We start from the raw sequence: 17,137 nt of genomic DNA, 5'->3' as shown, positions 1-17,137 counted from the left end.
CCAATAGGATGAACAGGGGATCGGCTCAGCAACGGTGCAGCCGGGGCGCGGCCGAAACGGCCGGCGCTCAATGCACGTCCTTCCAGTATTCCTTCTTCAGCAGATAGGCCAGGAAGGTCAGCAGCGCCAGGAACAGCACCACCCACACGCCCAGGCTCTGCCGCTTGAGCGCCGCCGGCTCGCTGGCGTACTCGAGGAAATTGCTGATGTCGCGCACCGTCTGGTCGAACTCGACCGGGCTCTGCTTGCCCGGCGTGGCCAGCTGCAGCCGCTCCACCGGCTTGTCCACGCCCGGCTGCTCGGCCTTGCCGTAGACCGGCTGCTGCAGGCCCTGCAGGTCCCACAGCGGATTGGGCATGGAGGCGTTGGCGAACAGCTTGTTGTTCCAGCCCAATGGCCGCGATTGGTCGAGGTAGAACGACTTGAGGTAGGTGTAGACCCAGTCGGTGCCGCGCACGCGGGCGATCAGGCTCAGGTCCGGCGGCGCCTTGCCGAACCACTTGGCCGCCGCATCGTGCGGCATCGCCGTCTCGATGTGCTCGCCGATCTTGGCGCCGGTGAAGTTGAGGTTGTGCATCACCTCGTCCTCGCTCAGCCCCAGATCCTCGGCCATGCGCTGGTAGCGCAGGTACTTGAGCGAATGGCAGCCGGAACAGTAGTTCATGAACAGCTTGGCGCCGCGTTGCAGCGAGGCGCGGTCGCCCAGGTCGTTGCCGGCCTGCAGGGTGGCGCCGCCCTCGGCCGCCATGGCCGAGGCGGACAGCAGCAGCGCCGAGGCGAAGCCGGCGAGCACAGCGATCAGGCGCTTAGTCATGGCTGCTCACCCGCTCCGGGACCGGCTTGGTTCGATCCAGCGAGGTCCATATCGGCATCGTCAGGAAGAAGGCGAAATACAGCACGGTCAGCACGCGGCCGATGTAGGTCTCGATGATCTCGGTGCCGGGACCGGAGCCGATCACGCCGAGCCAGACGAAGCACACCGCCAGCACCCCCAGCATCACCCGCGAGATCCAGCCGCGGTAGCGGATCGACTTGACCTTGGCACGGTCCAGCCACGGCACCAGGAACAGGATCGCGATCGCCGAGAACATCACCAGCACACCGCCGAGCTTGTTCGGCACCACCCGCAACATCGCGTAGTACGGGGTGTAGTACCAGACCGGCTTGATGTGCTCCGGCGTCACCAGGCGGTTGGCCTCGGTGAAGTTGTCGTGCTCCAGGAACAGACCGCCGAAGCCGGGCGCGAAGAAGATGATGAAGGCGCCGATCATCAGCAGGAAGCCGACGCCGACCATGTCCTTGACCGTGTAGTACGGATGGAACGGGATGCCGTCGGCCGGCTTGTTGGCGTTCCAGCGATTGCCCTTGGGCCCCTTCTTGATCTCCACGCCGTCGGGATTGTTGGAGCCGACTTCGTGCAGCGCGCCCAGGTGCAGCACCACCAGCAACAGCAGCACCAGCGGCAGCGCGATCACGTGCAGAGCGAAGAAGCGGTTGAGGGTGGCGTCGGACGGCAGGTAGTCGCCCATGATCCACTCGGTCAGGCCGTTGCCGATCACCGGGATCGCGCCGAACAGCGAGATGATCACCTTCGCGCCCCAGAACGACATCTGCCCCCAGGGCAGCACATAGCCCATGAAGGCTTCGGCCATCAGCACCAGGTAGATCAGCATGCCCAGGATCCACACCAGCTCGCGCGGCTTCTTGTAGCTGCCGTACATCAGCCCGCGGAACATGTGCAGGTACACCACGATGAAGAACAACGAGGCGCCGGTGGAGTGCATGTAGCGGATCAGCCAGCCCCACTCGACGTCGCGCATGATGTACTCGACCGAGTTGAACGCCTCGGCCGCGCTGGTCTTGTAGTGCATCGTCAGGAAGATGCCGGTGACGATCTGGTTGACCAGCACCACCAGCGCCAGCGAACCGAAGTAGTACCAGAGGTTGAAGTTCTTGGGCGCGTAGTACTCGCTGACGTGCTTGCGGTAGAACGGCATCAGCCCTGGGGCGCGCTCATTGACCCAGTCGAACACGTTGCCCGCGGTGCGGGTGAGGATGTTGTCGGCCATGACTTACGCCCCTCCCTTCGCGGATGCGCCCGGATCCACGCCGATCACCAGCGTGTTGTCGTCCTGGTAGTGGTGCGGCGGCACCAACAGGTTGATCGGCGCCGGCACGCCCTGGAACACGCGGCCGGACATGTCGAAGCGCGACTTGTGGCAGGGGCAGAAATAGCCGCCCTTCCAGTCGGGGTCGTAGGGTTCGGGGCGGATCTCGGCGACCATTTCCGGCGAGCAGCCCAGGTGCGTGCACAGCCCGACCAGCACCGAGACGTCGGGCTTGATCGAGCGGTACTCCGGGTTCTTCAGCACATAGTCCGGCTGCTGGTCCTTGTTGGTGGACTCCGGATCCTTGAGCCGGCTGTCCAGCGACGGCAACGCGTCGAGCATCGCCTTGGAGCGCTTGACGATCCAGATCGGCTGGCCGCGCCACTCCAGGATCAGGCGCTGGCCTTCCTGCAGCGCACTGATGTCGGCGGTGACCGGCGCGCCGGCCAGCTTGGCCTTTGCGCTCGGATTCCAGGACTTGATGAAAGGAACCGCGACGAACCCCGCGCCGACCGCGCCCACGACGGACGTGGTGGCGGTGAGAAAGCGGCGGCGTCCTGCATTTACAGAATCGTTGACCCCATCGTTGGCCATCCGGCACTCCGATCTGTGATTGGGTAGCGTGAGGCTGCCAGCAGCTCGGTGGGGGTCGAGCCGCACTGAATCCACTGCAGTGTAGCGGAACCCTTAACGCGTCGACAATGGAGTCCGGAACGCCCACGCCAAGGCCGCGGACAGGCTCAATGCGCGGTCGCCAGCACGCCGCGATAGCGCTCGGCGAGCACGCCCACCCGTTGCACGTAGCGTTGGGTCTCGCTGTACGGCGGCACCCCGCCGTGTTTGTCTACCGCGCCTTCGCCGGCGTTGTAGCCAGCCGCGGCCAGACTGAGATTGCCGTTGAAGCGCTTCAGCAGCCACGCCAGGTACTGCACGCCGCCGCGAATGTTTTGCGCTGCATCATACGAATCGCTGACGCCGAAGCGGCGCGCGGTCGGCGGCATCAGCTGCATCAGCCCCTGCGCGCCGGCGCGGCTGAGCGCCATCGGGTTGTAGGCGGATTCGGCATGGATGATGGCGCGCACCACGGCCTCGTCGACGCCGTACTCGCGTGCGGCCGCGGCGATCTCGCTCTGGTAGGCGGTGGTGTTCAGGCGCACCGCACCGAAGTTGACCCCGGGGTTGGCGCAGGCGTAGCAGGTCTCCATGAAGCTGTAGCGGATGGTGCGCACCGCGCCGAGATTGGCGACCTGGGTCGGGCGCGCACTGGTGTAGTGGCGCACGCCGTCCTTCATGTACGAGTACAGCTGGCCGCTGACCAGGCGGCGTGGCGCCCCGCTGTTGCTGGGCGGCACCGGTGCGACCCGGTTGGGCACGGCGTTGGCGGTGACCGGGGCCGGCGCGGCCACCGGTGCGCTGATCAAGGTCGCCGGCGCCACGGTGCCGGCGGTGGCGATGACGCCGCGGCTGGGCGGCCGCTCGGTGCCGGCCCTGGCCGGCGCCGGTGTGGCACGCGCGGCGCGGCGATCGGGGGTGTAGCGGCCGATCACGCTGCAGTTGGCGCCGGACACGCGCTTGCTGCCGTAGCTGGGCACGCCGTCGCTGCCGGTGCACTTGTACAGGGTGCCGGCGCTGGCCGGCGCAGCCGTCAACGTGGCGAGTCCCAGCCCCAGGAGCCACAGCATCCCCTTCATGGCCGCGAGTGTCCCAACTTCCCCGACGCTTGCCAAGTGCGCGCCACCCCAGGACGGCATGGCGACCTAGGCGGCGGCAGGTCCAGGCACCTGTTCCGCAGGCACGGGCGCCGGCACCTGCTCCAGCAACGCGTTCAGCACCCCGCACAGCGCCGCCCGCACCTCGGGCGTGGCCTCCAGGTCGGCGAACGGCACGCCGATGGTCAGCAACTGCGCGGCCAGCCACGGCACCGCGTCGGCCAGCAGCGACAGCCGGCAATGGCCCTCGGCCTCGTCCTGCAGGGTGCCGCACCACAGCGGAATGCGTGCGCCGAGGTCGGCGGCGCTGCCGCGCAGCCGCACGCTCAGGGCGTAGCCCAGCGCCTGCGGGCTGTAGCGGATCGCCGCGTCGACCATGGCCGCCGCGTCCTGCGGCGGCAGGCGCAACGCCACCGCTGCACCAAGTTGCAAGGGTGCGGCGATGCGCTCGGCGCGGAAGGTGCGCCAGTCGGCGCGATCGCGGTCCCAGGCCAGCAGGTACCAGCGGCGCCCGGCGTTGACCAGGCGCAAGGGTTCGACCAGGCGTTGGCTGATGCGGCCGCCGTGGTCGCGGTAGGCGAAACCGAGCAGGCGCCGGTCGCGGCAGGCGCTGGCGACGCCGATCAGCACCCGCGTGTCCGGCCGCAGCGGGTCCTGGCCCAGCGCCAGGGTCGCGCCCTGCAAGGCCTCGGCGCGCTGGCGCACCCGCGCCGGCAGCAGCGGTTCGAGCTTGGCCAGTACCCGCACCGCGGTGTCCTCCAGGCCGGCCATGCTGGCGCAGGCGGCGCGCAGCGCCACCGCGACCGCCACCGCCTCGTCCTCCTCGAACAGCAGCGGCAGCATCTGCGCGCCGGCGGCCAGCCGGTAGCCGCCGCCCACCCCGGCCGCCGCCTCCACCGCATAGCCCAGCGCGCGCAGCCGCTCCACGTCGCGGCGCAGGCTGCGCCGGTCCACGCCCAGCCGCTCGGCCAGCTCGGCGCCGGACCACAGCCGGCGCGTCTGCAGCAGGGCGATCAGGCGCAACAGGCGGGCGGCGGGCGAGGACATCGGCACACGCTATTGCGGACAAGATCTGTCCGCAATGGGGTCTAGGCTGTCCGCACCGATCAGCCAGGAGCCGCCCATGACCGCCGACCGCCACATCACGTTGTTCCACAATCCGCAGTCGCGCTCGCGCGGCGTGCTGATCCTGCTCGAGGAATTGGGCGCCGACTACGCCATCGAGCGCATCGACTTCGCGCGGCAGGCGCAACTGACGCCGGCGTACCTGGCAATCAACCCGATGGGCAAGGTGCCGGCGATCGTGCACGCCGGCGCGGTGGTCACCGAGCAGGGCGCGATCTACCCCTACCTGGCCGACCTGTATCCCGAAGCCGGACTGGCGCCACCGATCGGCGACCCGCTGCGTGGCCCCTATCTGCGCTGGCTGGCGTTCTACGGCGCCTGCTTCGAACCGGCGCTGGTCGACCGCGCGCTCAAGCGCGAACCGCCGCCGCGGGCGATGTCGCCCTATGCCGACTGCGACACCGTGCTGGCCGTGGTGGACGCGCAACTGGCGCGCGGCGACTACCTGCTCGGCGCGCGCTGCAGCGCGGCCGACGTGCTGTGGGGCAGCGCGCTGGGCTGGATGCTGCAGTTCGGCCTGCTCGATTCGCCGGCGCCGACCCGCGCCTACGCCGCGCGGATGGCCGAGCGGCCGGCGGTACAGCGCGCGCTGGCGGTGGATGCCGCAGCGAGTTAAGCGTGGCTGACACGACGTCGCGCGCAGTTGCCAGGTGGGTGCGGACGGCGCGGAGAAACCGCAGTGTACGTGTGGCACATGAGGATTCCGGGCACCGTCCGCGCCCGCCTGGCGGCTGCGCAGTAGTTTGTCGGCCACGCTTAGACCTGCGCCCGCGCGCCGGCACGGGTAAACTAGCCGGCTTCCTTTCCACCCGCCTGGATTAAGCGCCATGCCCGGGACCGTCCTGCATCCCCTGCCCTCCGCCGGCCCCGCCGCCGCACCCGCGCCGGTGCGCGGCAAGCTGTACATCAAGACCCACGGTTGCCAGATGAACGAGTACGACTCGGCCAAGATGGCCGACGTGCTCGCCGCGTCCGAAGGTCTGGAACTGACCGACAACCCCGAAGAAGCGGACGTGGTCCTGGTCAACACCTGCTCGATCCGCGAGAAGGCGCAGGAGAAGGTGTTCAGCCAGCTCGGCCGCTGGAAGGCGCTGAAGGCCGGCGGCAAGCCAGTGATCATCGGCGTTGGCGGCTGCGTGGCGTCGCAGGAAGGCGAGGCCATCGTCAAGCGCGCGCCCTACGTGGACCTGGTGTTCGGCCCGCAGACCCTGCACCGGCTGCCGGAGCTGATCCGCGCGCGGCGCGAATCGGGCAAGTCGCAGGTGGACATCAGCTTCCCCGAAGTCGAGAAGTTCGACCGCCTGCCGGAGCCGCGCGCCGAAGGCCCGTCGGCCTTCGTGTCGATCATGGAAGGCTGCTCCAAGTACTGCTCGTTCTGCGTAGTGCCCTACACCCGCGGCGAGGAGATCAGCCGGCCGTTCGAGGACGTGCTGGTGGAAGTGGCGCAACTGGCCGCGCAGGGCGTGCGCGAGATCAACCTGCTCGGCCAGAACGTCAACGCCTACCGCGGCCCCTACGCCGACGCCGAGGCCGGCGAGGAAGCGCAACATGCCGACCTGGGCCTGCTGATCCGCAGCATCGCGCAGATCGAGGGCATCGGCCGCATCCGCTTCACCACCTCGCATCCGCTGGAGTTCAGCGACTCGCTGGTGGAGGCCTACCGCGACGTGCCGCAGCTGGCCAACTACCTGCACCTGCCGGTGCAGGCCGGCAGCGACCGCATCCTCAGCGCGATGAAGCGCGGCTACACCGCGCTGGAGTTCAAGCAGAAGATCCGCAAGCTGCGCGCGGTGCGTCCGGACATCTCGATAAGTTCGGACTTCATCGTCGGTTTTCCCGGCGAGAGCGACGCCGACTTCGACAAGACCATGAAGCTGATCGAGGACGTGGGCTTCGACCAGAGCTTCTCCTTCATCTATTCGCGGCGCCCGGGCACGCCCGCCGCCGACCTGGAAGACGACACCCCCGAGGCGGTCAAGCACGCGCGGCTGGCGCGGCTGCAGGCGCACATCAACGCGCATGCGCAGCAGATCTCGCAGGGCATGATCGGCAGCGTGCAGACCGTGCTGGTGGAAGGTCCGTCGAAGAAGAACCCGGCCGAGCTGACCGGCAAAACCGAGAACATGCGCTCGGTGAACTTCCCCGGCCACCCGCGCCTGATCGGCCAGTTCGTCGATGTGACGATCACCGAGGCGCTGAGCAACTCGCTGCGCGGCCGCCTGCACTTGGCCGAGGACGACGCCGCGGCCCGAGTGGGCACGGCTTAGTCGAGCGCGCTGAGGAACCGTTCGCCGCGCGCGCCGATCTGCACGGCCCGCGAATCCGGCACCCGCCGCGCAAGGCCGGTGCCGAGGAGATGCGCGAGCAAGGCACTGCCCAGCGCGCCGGCGACGTGGTCGCGACGCTCGCTCCAGTCCAGGCACGGCCGGCACAGCGGCCGCCGGGAGCCGCGCAAGGCCGCCACGTCGATGCCGATCGCCGCGCACCAGGCCACGCCCGACGCGCTCAGGACCATGCCGTCGCTGCACAGCAGGTACCCGCGCGTCTCCATCTGCTGGCGCCAGCGGATCGCCAGCTCGCCGGCAAGATGGTCGTAGCACACCCGCGCCCGGCGCAGGCCGGGATCCGCCGGGCCGACCCGCCGGGTCTGTGGCGGCGCGAGTCCCATCATCGCCTCGACCGCCGCGGCAACCTGCGCATCGGCCACGCGGAAATAGCGATGCCGGCCTTGGCGCACCACCGCGAGCAGGCCGGCCTCGACCAGCTGCGTCAGATGCCGGCTGGCGGTGGACGGTGCGACCCCGCCATCCAGGGCCAGTTCCGTGGCGGTACGTGCCTGTCCGCCCATCAACGCCGCCAGCATGCGGCTGCGCGCGGCGTCGCCCAGCAGGAAGGCGACACGGGACAGCGGCGTGGCTTCGCTCATGCTTCGATTCTAGACGAAGCATGGCGCTACGCTGGCGCCTACCGTGCCTGCTCCCACACGAGGCAGGCACCATGACCGACACGCTCCACCACTACGCTTCGCAGCTGCACTGGACCGGCAACCGCGGCGGCGGCACCGCCGACTACGCCGGCTACGGCCGCGACTACACCCTGCAGGTTCCCGGCAAGCCGCGACTGCCCGGCAGCGCCGATCCCGCGTTCCGTGGCGACCCGGCGCTGCACAATCCGGAAGACCTGTTCGTCGGTGCCCTCGCCGCCTGCCACATGCTCACCTACCTGGCGCTGTGCGCACATGCCGGCATCCGGGTGCTGGCCTACGACGACCAGGCGCAGGGCTGGCTGGAGCTGCATCCCGGCCGGGGCGGACGCTTCCGCGAGGTGGCGCTGGCGCCGCGGGTGACCATTGCCGCGGACAGCGATGCGACCCGCGCGCACGCGCTGCACGCACAGGCGCACGCGCAGTGCTTCATCGCCAACAGCTGCGCGGTGGCGGTGCGCTGGGAGGCGACGGTCGTGCACGGCGAGGCGCCGGCGGAGGCGCTGCGATGAAGGACGTGGAGATCCATCTCGACGATCGCCCCGGCGCACTGGCGGCGATGGCCCAGGCACTGGGCGCGGCCGGCATCAGCATCGAAGGCGGCGGCGCATGGCGCGTGGAGGGCCACGCGGTCGCGCACTTCCTGTTCGATGCTGCCGCACCGGTGCGCGACGCGCTGCAGGCGCACGGCATCCGCGTCGCCGCCGAGCGCCCCGTGGTGCTGCTGCGCCTGGACCAGGAAACGCCGGGACAACTCGGCCTGCTGACTGGCCTGCTGGGCGCCGCCGGCATCGACATCGCCGTGCAGTACAGCGATCACCACGGTCAGCTGGTGCTGGTGGTGGACGATCCTGCCGGCGCACGGGCGATCGCGGACGCGTGGATGCAGGCCCGCGCCGCACGCCGCGACGGTGCGCAGCGATAAGGCCCGCCGCAACCTTCCAAAAGGTCCGCACGCCTCGGCCATGCGCCGGCCGGATCGCTGCGGTTTTTTTCGCCACCACAGGGCAGCGCCTTGCGTCGCAAGGCGTTCGCTCGGTTGTCCACAGGCTTTCGGATAATCGATCCACATCCGTTGTGGACAACGTTGCCATCGCCGCGTCGTGCGGGTCGCGGCGGGGTGCTCACAGGCCCGCAGGGCGCATTCGATCGCGCCCGCGTGCACACGCCGACGCCGTCGCCGCGCGCCCTTCACTGGCCCGGCTACGCGCTGCGCGCTACCCTTTGCGCCCCTCGTTTTCGACGCTGCCGCTGGCGGCGTGCGCCCGCCATGACCACCCCTGCGCAACGCGACTTCACCCTGGATCCCGCCGACACCGAACGCCTGGCCAACCTGGCCGGTCCGTTCGACGCGCACCTGCGGCAGATCGAACTGCGCCTGGGCGTGGAGATCTCCAACCGCGGCAACGTGTACCGGGTGACCGGGGCGGAGCAGGCGGTGGCGGCGGCCGAGCGGCTGCTGCAGGCGCTGTACGCCGAGGCCGACCACGTCGTCTTCGACGACCAGGAAATCCACCTGCGGCTCAACCAGTCCAATGTCGACCAGGTGGCGCAGCGCGCCTACCAACCGCAGGAGGTGGCGATCAAGGTCAAGCGCGGCACGGTGCGCGGCCGCGGCGCCAACCAGGCCAAGTACCTGCACCAGATCGCCACCCACGACATCAACTTCGGCATCGGCCCGGCCGGCACCGGCAAGACCTTCCTGGCCGTGGCCAGCGCGGTGGAAGCGCTGAACGAATCGCGGGTGCAACGGCTGATCCTGGTGCGCCCGGCGGTGGAAGCCGGCGAGAAGCTGGGCTTTCTGCCCGGCGACCTCAGCCAGAAGGTCGACCCCTACCTGCGCCCGCTGTACGACGCCCTGTACGAGATGCTGGGCGTGGAGAAGGTGGTCAAGCTGCTGGAGAAGAATGTCATCGAGATCGCGCCGCTGGCGTACATGCGCGGACGCACTCTCAACGACGCCTACGTGATCCTGGACGAAGCGCAGAACACGACCATCGAGCAGATGAAGATGTTCCTGACCCGCCTCGGCTTCGGCAGCACCGCCGTGGTCACCGGCGACCTGACCCAGATCGACCTGCCCAAGCACGTCAAGTCCGGCCTGCGCGATGCCATCGAGGTGCTGCACGAGGTGGACGGGGTCAGCTTCACCTTCTTCGAGGCGCGCGACGTGGTCCGGCATCCGCTGGTGGCGCGCATCGTGAACGCCTACGAGAAGCGCGACGTCGTCGACCGTGCCAGCGGCCCGTCGGCGTGATCCGCACATGGCCGGCGCTGCTGGGAACGCTGCTCGGCGTCGCCGGCAGTGCCGGCGGCCACACGCCCGAGCGGACGCCAGCGCAGGATCCGGCGCCACACCGCGTCGCCCTGGCGCAATCGCTGACCGCGCCGTGCGTGTCGATCGTGCAGGACAGCGCCGTCATCGGCCTGCCGCGCGACGTCCTCGAACGCGCGGCAGCCATCGCCCGCGCCGCGCCGACCGCGCCGCACGACGACGAAGCGCGGCGCCTGGCGTGGATCGCCGGCACCCGGGCGCAGGCGCTGCTCGATGCGGCCGACGCCACCGGCGCGACGCGCGACCGCTTCGGCTGCAATGCGCTGGCCTACAAGCAGGTGCCGGCGGACAGCCTTTACCTGGTCGGCGACCTGCTCGCACACGGCCAGGCTGCGGTATGGCTCCCGGCCTCGGCACGCTTCGCCGCCACGGTGGAGATCCGGCGCGACAACCCGCAGTGCCAGCGAGGCCCGATGGGCAGCGTGGCCTACCGCGTCGACGACGAAAAGACCCCGTTGCTGTTCCTGGTCGCCTGCGTGACCTGAGCCGCACACCGCGCACACCGACCACCTGTGCGGTTCGGTTGCGCCGCGCATGCGGGAACGCTGGTGCGAGGCAAGCCCGCCTCAGCGCCGACGATGCAAGGTCGCCCTGAGCCGCCGCACGCGCGATACTGTGTCCCCCACCGCTGTACTCGGCCGTCTGCCATGACCAAAGGTCCCGTCCGCCTCGATGTCGGCGTCAGCTACGCCCTGCCCCGTGCCGGACTGCCGGCGGCGACGAGTTTCCGCAAATGGGTCGCCGCGGCGCTGAAGGGCCGCATCCGCGAGGCCGACCTGGCGATCCGCCTGGTCGACGACCGCGAAGGCCGCGCCCTGAATCTGCACTACCGCGGCAAGGACTACGCCACCAACGTGCTCAGCTTCCCGGCGGAACTGCCCGAGGGGCTGCCGAAAGGCGTCAAGCTGCCGCTGCTCGGCGACCTGGTGATCTGCGCGCCGGTCGTGGCACGCGAAGCCGCCGAACAGGACAAGCCGCTCAACGCGCACTACGCGCACCTGACCGTGCACGGCGTGCTGCACCTGCTCGGCTGGGACCACGAGGACGACAAGGAGGCCGAGGCGATGGAGCAACTGGAACGCGAGATCCTCGCCGACCTCGGCGTCTCCGATCCCTACGCCGGCGAGCGCTGATCCGAGATCCCACGCCCTCTGCCACGACCGACCCTCACCCCAACCCCTCTCCCGGGGGGAGAGGGGCTCGGTGTGCCGCCCACCTCCCCGTGCTGGTCAAGCGCAGGCGCGGGCGGTAACGTGGCCGCGCGGCGATCGCCGCAGTCCGCTTTCCTTCGAGGTTCCGTGCGTTGATCCGTCCCTCGCTCGTCCTGCTCGCGCTGGCCTGCGCCGCTCCGGCGGCGGCCATCGCGACGCCACCCGCTCCACCCGCGCCGCCCGCTGCAGCACCTGCCGCCACTGCGGCCATCGACCTGCCGGCGCTGCTGGAATGCCGCCAGCACGTGGCCGACTTCACCGCGCTGGCGCCGCTGCTGGCCGATCCGCTGAAGGCGGTGGCGCACGGCTGGCGGCCGCTGCCGCAGTCCAACCTGTTCATGACCGAATACGCGCTGACCCGGCCGATCCAGGTGTTCGGCTACAGCAGCGAGCGCATCGCCTTTTCCGGCGCCAGCGTGATGGCGATCCTGGACCTGCCCGACCCGCGGCCGCTGGCCAAGCGCCTGAACCTGGAAGCGGCGGTGGACACCCCGGACAAGGCCATGTTCGGCCGCGAAGTGCTCAGCCGCGACGTGCGCGACCCCAAGACCGGCGAGCCGATGATCGAGTCGATCATCCTCAGCGTGTCCACGGTGAAATCGCACCCGGGCAAGACCCTGGCCGGCTGCAGCTACAGCCTGGACCTGCCCGAGGAGCCGGGCGCGCCGCCGGCGCCGGACGTGCTGCACACGCCGCCCAAGGGCGGCTGAACCCGGACCGGCAGGCCGTCGACGGCCTGCGGCCGGCGTCGCGATGCTGTCGCGACCGCCCTGTTAGACTTGCCGTTACCGCCCGTTCGACCGGGCGCCTACCCACAGAACATGTCAGAAGACGGACCGAGTAGCTCCTCCCCGGAATCCCACGAAAAGCGCCGCGGCTGGCTGGAACGCCTGACCTCGGTGTTCTCCGGCGACCCGCACACCCGCGACGATCTGGTCGAGGTGCTGCGCGACGCGCAGCACGATGGCCTGATCGCCGCCGACACGCTGCGCATGATGGAGGGCGCGCTGTCGGTCTCCGAACTCACCGTCGGCGACGTGATGGTGTCGCGCGCACAGATGGTGTCGCTGTCGGTGGAGGCGCGCTTCCTCGACCTGATGAAACAGGTGGTCGAATCCGGCCATTCGCGCTTCCCGGTGCACGGCGAGAACAAGGACGACATCCTCGGCATCCTGCTGGCCAAGGACCTGCTGCGCGGCGTGGTCGCCGACCACGGTCCGGGCACGGTGCGCGAACTGCTGCGCCCGGCGGTGCTGATTCCCGAATCGAAGAAGCTCAACGTCCTGCTCAAGGAGTTCCGCCTCTCGCGCAACCACATGGCGATCGTGGTCGACGAGTACGGGGGCGTGGCCGGCCTGGTCACCATCGAGGACGTGCTGGAACAGATCGTCGGCGACATCGACGACGAGCATGACGACGCCGAGGACGAGGCCTCGCTGATCGCCGCGCAGGCCGACGGCCAGTACGTGGTGGACGCGCTGACCCCGATCGAGGATTTCAACGAGCGCTTCGGCGCCGACTTCCCGGACGACGACTACGACACCGTCGGCGGACTGGTCACCGAGGCGATCGGCCACCTGCCCGAGACCGGCGAGGAACTCACCCTGGGGCGGTTCGCATTCCGCGTGGCGCGGGCCGACGCGCGCCGGGTGCAGGCCTTCCACGTCACCATCCTGCCGCCCGCCGCGCAGGACGGCGCTTGAGCGCGCGCACCGTGCCGCGCGCCAGCGCGGCGTGCTGGCTGGGGATGCTGCTGGCGCTGTGGGCCGGGTTGGCCTTCGCGCAGACCCCGTCCGCGGATCCGGCGGCTCCGCCGCCGCTGGCCGCCGCGCCGACGCCCACGCCGCCCCCAGGGGCCGCGACGGCCGCAGCCGACGCCAGCGACCCGGCGCCGCGCATCGGCGTGGCCACGATGCAGCCAGGCGAAGTGTTCTTCGAGCGCTTCGGCCATGACGCCATCGTGGTGCTCGACCCGCGCACGGGCCAGGCCACCTCGTACAACTTCGGCTTCTTCGACCCCAGCGAACCCGGTTTCGTCGGCCGCTTCGCCGCCGGCGACATGCGCTACTACCTGGTCGCGCTGCCGCTGCAGGAGGACCTGGAGCAGTACCGCGAAGCCGGCCGCGGCGTGGATATCCAGTGGCTGGACCTGGCGCCGGCGCAGGCGCGCGCGCTGCAGCAGGCGCTGGCCTGGCGTGCGCGCCCGGAGAACGCGCGCTACCGCTACGACTACTACACCGCCAACTGCGCGACGATGGTCCGCGACGCGCTGGACCGGGCCATGGGCGGGGCGCTGCACGCGCAACTGTCCGGCCGTTCGCGCGGCAACACCTATCGCAGCGAATCGGTGCGCCTGGCCTCGCCGGCGCCGTGGATGTGGCTGGGCTTCGACCTGGGCCTGGGCCCGTACGCCGACAAGCCGCTGTCGCGTTGGGAAGAGGCCTTCGTGCCGATGCGCCTGGCCGAGAGCCTGAACGAGGTGCGCAACAGCGCCGGCCGCCCGCTGGTGCAGGCGCGCCAGCAATTGCTGCCGCAGCGGCTGCCGCCGGAACCGCCGGAACAGCTGCGGCACTGGTGGCCTTGGCTGCTGGTCGGGCTGGCCGCGGCGGCGGGCGTGCTCGCGCTGGGCCGCCGGCCGCGCTGGCTGGCCGCGCTGGCGCTGCCGTTCTGGCTGCTGTGCGCGCTGGGCGGTGCGGTCCTGCTGTATCTGTGGGGCTTCAGCGAGCATCGCGCCGCCTGGGGCAACCGCAACCTGCTGTTGCTGGATCCGCTGTGCCTGCCGCTGCTGGTCGGCGGGCTGGCGATCCTGCGCGGGCGCCGCCCCGGACGCTGGTTCGACGTGCTGCTGTGGCTGGTGGTGGCCCTGGCCGGCGCCGCGCTGCTGATCCACTGGCTGTCGATGCTGCAGCCGCAATTCAACCTGCAATGGATCGCGCTGTTGCTGCCGGTGCACGCGGCGCTGGCCTGGGCGCTCACCCGCCCTCGCCCGCGGCCCTGATACCGTCCAACCACCTCGCCCCGCGCGCCTCTGCCGAACCCGATCCCGCCATGGCCTCCGCGCCCGCCAATCCCGCCTGCGTCATCAACTGCGTGCACTACGACGGCCACGGCCGTCGCCACGACATCGCCCTGGAGCAGATCAGCGACGTGCTGGCCGGCCACGACGACGGCTTTGTCTGGGTCGGCATGTACGAGCCCGGCGACGCGGTGCTGCAGCAGCTCAAGGAAGAATTCCAACTGCACGAACTGGCGATCGAGGACACCCGCAAGGCGCACCAGCGGCCCAAGGTCGAGGCCTTCGGCAATTCGCTGTTCCTGGCGGTGCACACCGCGCAGGTGATCGACGAGCGCATCGTCTATGGCGAGACCCACGCCTTCCTCGGCGAGCGCTTCCTGCTGACCGTGCGCCACGGCGCCTCGCTGCCCTATGCGCCGGTGCGCGAGCGGCTGGAACGCGAGGCCTCGCTGATGCAACTGGGCCCGTCGTACGCGCTGTACGCGGTGCTGGACTACGTGGTGGACAACTACCAGCCGATCCTGGACGCCTTCCGGCAGAGCCTGGAGCGGCTGGAGGCCGACATCTTCGCCGAGGCGTACCGCCGCGACACCGCGATCCGGCTGTACGAACTCAAGCGCGAGCTCAACCAGATGCGCCTGGGCGTGGCGCCGCTGCAGGACGTGCTGGCGCACCTCAAGCGCCACCCCGGCCCGCTGATCGCCGAGGAAGTGCGGCTGTACGTGCGCGACGTGCTCGACCACGCGGTGCGCACCAACGACGCCATCGACACCCTGCGCGAGATGCTCGGCACCGCGCTGAGCGTGAACCTGTCGCTGGTCACCCTGGCGCAAGGCGAGACGGTCAAGCGCCTCGGCGCCTGGGCTGCCCTGCTCGCCGCCCCGACCCTGATCACCAGTTGGTACGGCATGAACTTCAAGCAGATGCCGGAACTGGACTGGCCGTGGGCCTACCCGCTGATGGTCGGCGGTGTCGCCGCGGTGTGTGTGGCGCTGTATGTGGCGTTCAAGCGGGCAAGATGGCTGTGAAGCCAGGATTGGGGAGTGGGAAGTGGGGATTCGTTGAAGCGGTGCGCTGCGCCTGACGGTTTAACGCCTGGGTTGCAAGGGATGCATCAGCGGAGGGGATCCGCATTTGCGAATCCCCAATCCCAACTCCCGAATCCCCGCCCTCAAGCCACATACACCGATTTGATGTTCATGAACTCGTGGATGCCGTGCTCGGCCAGTTCGCGTCCGAAGCCGGAGCGCTTGATGCCGCCGAACGGGAGGCGCACGTCGCTCTTGACGATGGCGTTGACGAAGGCGGCGCCGCATTCGAGTTGGCAGGCCACGCGTTCGCCGCGGGCGCGGTCGGCGGTCCACACGCTGCCGCCGAGGCCGAAGGTGGTGTCGTTGGCCACGCGCACGGCCTCCGCCTCGTCGGCCACGCGCAGGATCGCCGCGACCGGCCCGAACAGTTCCTCGTCGTAGGCCGGCATGCCTGCCGCCACGTGGTCGAGGATCGACGCCGGGTAACCGGCGTGGCTGCCACGCTCGGGTTCGCACCCCAGCAGCGGCTTGGCGCCCTTGGCGATGCTGGCCTGCACCTGCTTGTGCAGTTCGTCGCGCAGGTCCTGGCGCGCCATCGGTGCCAGCGTGGTCGCCTCGTCTTGCGGATCGCCGAGGCGCCGCTCGGCGGCGGCGGCAACGAAGCGGCGCACGAACTCATCGGCGATCGCCTCCACCACCACGAAGCGCTTGGCCGCGATGCAAGTCTGCCCGGCGTTGTCGAAGCGCGACTTCACCGCCGCGGTCACGGTGGCGTCCAGGTCGGCGTCGTCCAGCACCACGAAGGCATCGCTGCCGCCCAGTTCCATCACGCACTTCTTCAACTGCCCACCGGCGTTGGCGGCGATGGAACGGCCGGCACGCTCGCTGCCGGTCAGGGTCACCGCGGCCACGCGCGCATCGCGCAGTACCTCTGCGGCCTGGTCGTTGTCGATGTGCAGCACGTCGAACACGCCGGCCGGCAGGCCGGCGTCGGCCAGCACCTTGCGAATCGCGTCGGCGCAGCGCGGCACGTTGCTGGCGTGCTTGAGCAGGGCGACGTTGCCGGCCATCAGCGCCGGCGCCAGGAAGCGGAATACCTGCCAGATCGGGAAGTTCCACGGCATCACCGCCAGCACGCAGCCCAGCGGTTCGTAGCGCACGTAGCTGCGCTGCGCGTCGGTGGCCACCGGCTGCTCGCGCAGGTACTCGGCCGCATGCTCGGCGTAGTAGTCGCAGGCCGCGGCGCACTTGTCGAGTTCGGCCAGGGCTTCCTTGCGCAGCTTGCCCATTTCCGCGGTCATCACCCGCTGGATCGCGTCGCGCTGTTCGCGCAACTGCGCGCCGACCTTGCGCACCAGCGCGCCACGCTGCTCCAGCGGCGTCGCCGCCCAGCCCGGGAATGCCTGCGCGGCGGCGGCCAGGCGCTGTTCCACGGCAGCGGCATCCATCAGTTCGAGACTGTATTCGACCTGGCCGGTGGCCGGATTGACGGTGTCGTAAGGCATCGCGCGGACTCCTGGAAAAATGTCCGGCCAGCCTAGCGCGGTGGAGGTTGCGGCAGCGTGGCGATGCCGTCGAGCGCGATGGCTCACAGTGTTCCGCCATGTCCGTAGGAGCAA

The 17,137-nt window shown here is 70.0% G+C and carries 18 protein-coding genes and 1 other RNA gene; 11 read left to right on the top strand and 8 right to left on the bottom strand.

The genetic code is table 11. The annotated features are described in order from the left end of the window. Nucleotides 1-67: 67 nt before the first annotated feature. The 5 genes from FHR56_RS03095 to FHR56_RS03075 form a co-directional block, all read right to left on the bottom strand. Nucleotides 68-814 carry a cytochrome c1 gene (locus FHR56_RS03095; RefSeq protein ID WP_160945905.1) on the bottom strand — a complete coding sequence of 249 codons (747 nt, stop codon included), beginning with the start codon at nt 812-814 and terminating at the stop codon, nt 68-70. Beyond that, complete coding sequence (locus tag FHR56_RS03090) at nt 807-2,069, bottom strand: cytochrome bc complex cytochrome b subunit (protein WP_019796224.1); 1,263 nt, start codon at nt 2,067-2,069, stop codon at nt 807-809. Before FHR56_RS03090 ends, FHR56_RS03095 begins: the two co-directional genes overlap by 8 nt. Before the next feature lie 3 nt (nt 2,070-2,072). After that, complete coding sequence (gene petA, locus FHR56_RS03085) at nt 2,073-2,702, bottom strand: ubiquinol-cytochrome c reductase iron-sulfur subunit (protein ID WP_160945904.1); 630 nt, start codon at nt 2,700-2,702, stop codon at nt 2,073-2,075. 146 nt (nt 2,703-2,848) lie between these two features. Further along, the gene (locus tag FHR56_RS03080) at nt 2,849-3,799 is read right to left on the bottom strand and encodes a lytic transglycosylase domain-containing protein (protein ID WP_160945903.1); all 951 of its coding nucleotides are present in this window, start codon (nt 3,797-3,799) and stop codon (nt 2,849-2,851) included. Nucleotides 3,800-3,865: 66 nt separating this feature from the next. Beyond that, on the bottom strand, nt 3,866-4,864 hold the full coding sequence (locus FHR56_RS03075; protein WP_160945902.1) for a WYL domain-containing protein: 999 nt from the start codon (nt 4,862-4,864) through the stop codon (nt 3,866-3,868). A 76-nt stretch (nt 4,865-4,940) separates the two neighbouring features. Between FHR56_RS03075 and FHR56_RS03070 the strand changes: the two genes are divergently transcribed. Next, nucleotides 4,941-5,558, top strand: coding sequence for a glutathione S-transferase family protein (locus FHR56_RS03070; protein ID WP_160945901.1), 618 nt, complete (start codon nt 4,941-4,943; stop codon nt 5,556-5,558). A 4-nt stretch (nt 5,559-5,562) separates the two neighbouring features. Here FHR56_RS03070 and FHR56_RS03065 read toward each other — a convergent pair. After that, nucleotides 5,563-5,638: non-coding RNA, sX9 sRNA (locus tag FHR56_RS03065), on the bottom strand. 131 nt (nt 5,639-5,769) lie between these two features. Here FHR56_RS03065 and miaB point away from each other — a divergent pair. Further along, entirely contained in the window at nt 5,770-7,209 is a 1,440-nt protein-coding gene (miaB, locus tag FHR56_RS03060; protein WP_160945900.1) for a tRNA (N6-isopentenyl adenosine(37)-C2)-methylthiotransferase MiaB, read from the top strand. On the opposite strand, the gene FHR56_RS03055 is transcribed toward miaB, so the two are convergent. Beyond that, nucleotides 7,206-7,868, bottom strand: coding sequence for a winged helix-turn-helix domain-containing protein (locus FHR56_RS03055; protein ID WP_160945899.1), 663 nt, complete (start codon nt 7,866-7,868; stop codon nt 7,206-7,208). The genes miaB and FHR56_RS03055 overlap by 4 nt on opposite strands. Nucleotides 7,869-7,939: 71 nt before the next feature. Here FHR56_RS03055 and FHR56_RS03050 point away from each other — a divergent pair, with 71 nt between their 5' ends. From FHR56_RS03050 to FHR56_RS03010, 9 genes are all read left to right on the top strand, one after another. After that, nucleotides 7,940-8,437, top strand: coding sequence for an OsmC family protein (locus tag FHR56_RS03050; RefSeq protein ID WP_160945898.1), 498 nt, complete (start codon nt 7,940-7,942; stop codon nt 8,435-8,437). Continuing rightward, nucleotides 8,434-8,850 carry an ACT domain-containing protein gene (locus FHR56_RS03045; protein ID WP_160945897.1) on the top strand — a complete coding sequence of 139 codons (417 nt, stop codon included), beginning with the start codon at nt 8,434-8,436 and terminating at the stop codon, nt 8,848-8,850. Before FHR56_RS03050 ends, FHR56_RS03045 begins: the two co-directional genes overlap by 4 nt. A 345-nt stretch (nt 8,851-9,195) precedes the next feature. Next, complete coding sequence (locus FHR56_RS03040) at nt 9,196-10,182, top strand: PhoH family protein (RefSeq protein ID WP_160945896.1); 987 nt, start codon at nt 9,196-9,198, stop codon at nt 10,180-10,182. After that, on the top strand, nt 10,179-10,745 hold the full coding sequence (locus tag FHR56_RS03035; protein ID WP_160945895.1) for a hypothetical protein: 567 nt from the start codon (nt 10,179-10,181) through the stop codon (nt 10,743-10,745). Before FHR56_RS03040 ends, FHR56_RS03035 begins: the two co-directional genes overlap by 4 nt. A gap of 162 nt (nt 10,746-10,907) precedes the next feature. Further along, nucleotides 10,908-11,393, top strand: a complete 486-nt coding sequence (gene ybeY / locus FHR56_RS03030) for an rRNA maturation RNase YbeY (RefSeq protein ID WP_019798395.1) — start codon at nt 10,908-10,910, stop codon at nt 11,391-11,393. Between the two features lie 227 nt (nt 11,394-11,620). After that, the gene (locus FHR56_RS03025; RefSeq protein ID WP_160946058.1) at nt 11,621-12,181 is read left to right on the top strand and encodes a hypothetical protein; all 561 of its coding nucleotides are present in this window, start codon (nt 11,621-11,623) and stop codon (nt 12,179-12,181) included. Nucleotides 12,182-12,292: 111 nt separating this feature from the next. Next, a complete protein-coding gene (locus FHR56_RS03020; protein ID WP_160945894.1) occupies nt 12,293-13,174 on the top strand; it encodes a transporter associated domain-containing protein in 882 nt (293 codons plus the stop codon). Continuing rightward, the gene (locus FHR56_RS03015) at nt 13,171-14,469 is read left to right on the top strand and encodes a DUF4105 domain-containing protein (protein ID WP_237473051.1); all 1,299 of its coding nucleotides are present in this window, start codon (nt 13,171-13,173) and stop codon (nt 14,467-14,469) included. Before FHR56_RS03020 ends, FHR56_RS03015 begins: the two co-directional genes overlap by 4 nt. 50 nt (nt 14,470-14,519) lie before the next feature. Beyond that, nucleotides 14,520-15,515 carry a magnesium and cobalt transport protein CorA gene (locus tag FHR56_RS03010; RefSeq protein ID WP_160945893.1) on the top strand — a complete coding sequence of 332 codons (996 nt, stop codon included), beginning with the start codon at nt 14,520-14,522 and terminating at the stop codon, nt 15,513-15,515. Between the two features lie 143 nt (nt 15,516-15,658). Here the strand turns inward: FHR56_RS03010 and FHR56_RS03005 are convergent, their stop codons facing one another. Then, nucleotides 15,659-17,023, bottom strand: a complete 1,365-nt coding sequence (locus tag FHR56_RS03005; protein ID WP_160945892.1) for an NAD-dependent succinate-semialdehyde dehydrogenase — start codon at nt 17,021-17,023, stop codon at nt 15,659-15,661. Nucleotides 17,024-17,137: the final 114 nt, after the last annotated feature.

This window comes from Xanthomonas sp. F10 (assembly GCF_014206815.1).
Taxonomy (GTDB): domain Bacteria; phylum Pseudomonadota; class Gammaproteobacteria; order Xanthomonadales; family Xanthomonadaceae; genus Xanthomonas_A; species Xanthomonas_A indica.
The sequence above is the reverse complement of the archived record's forward strand: the minus strand, read 5'-3'. Positions and strand labels throughout refer to the sequence as shown.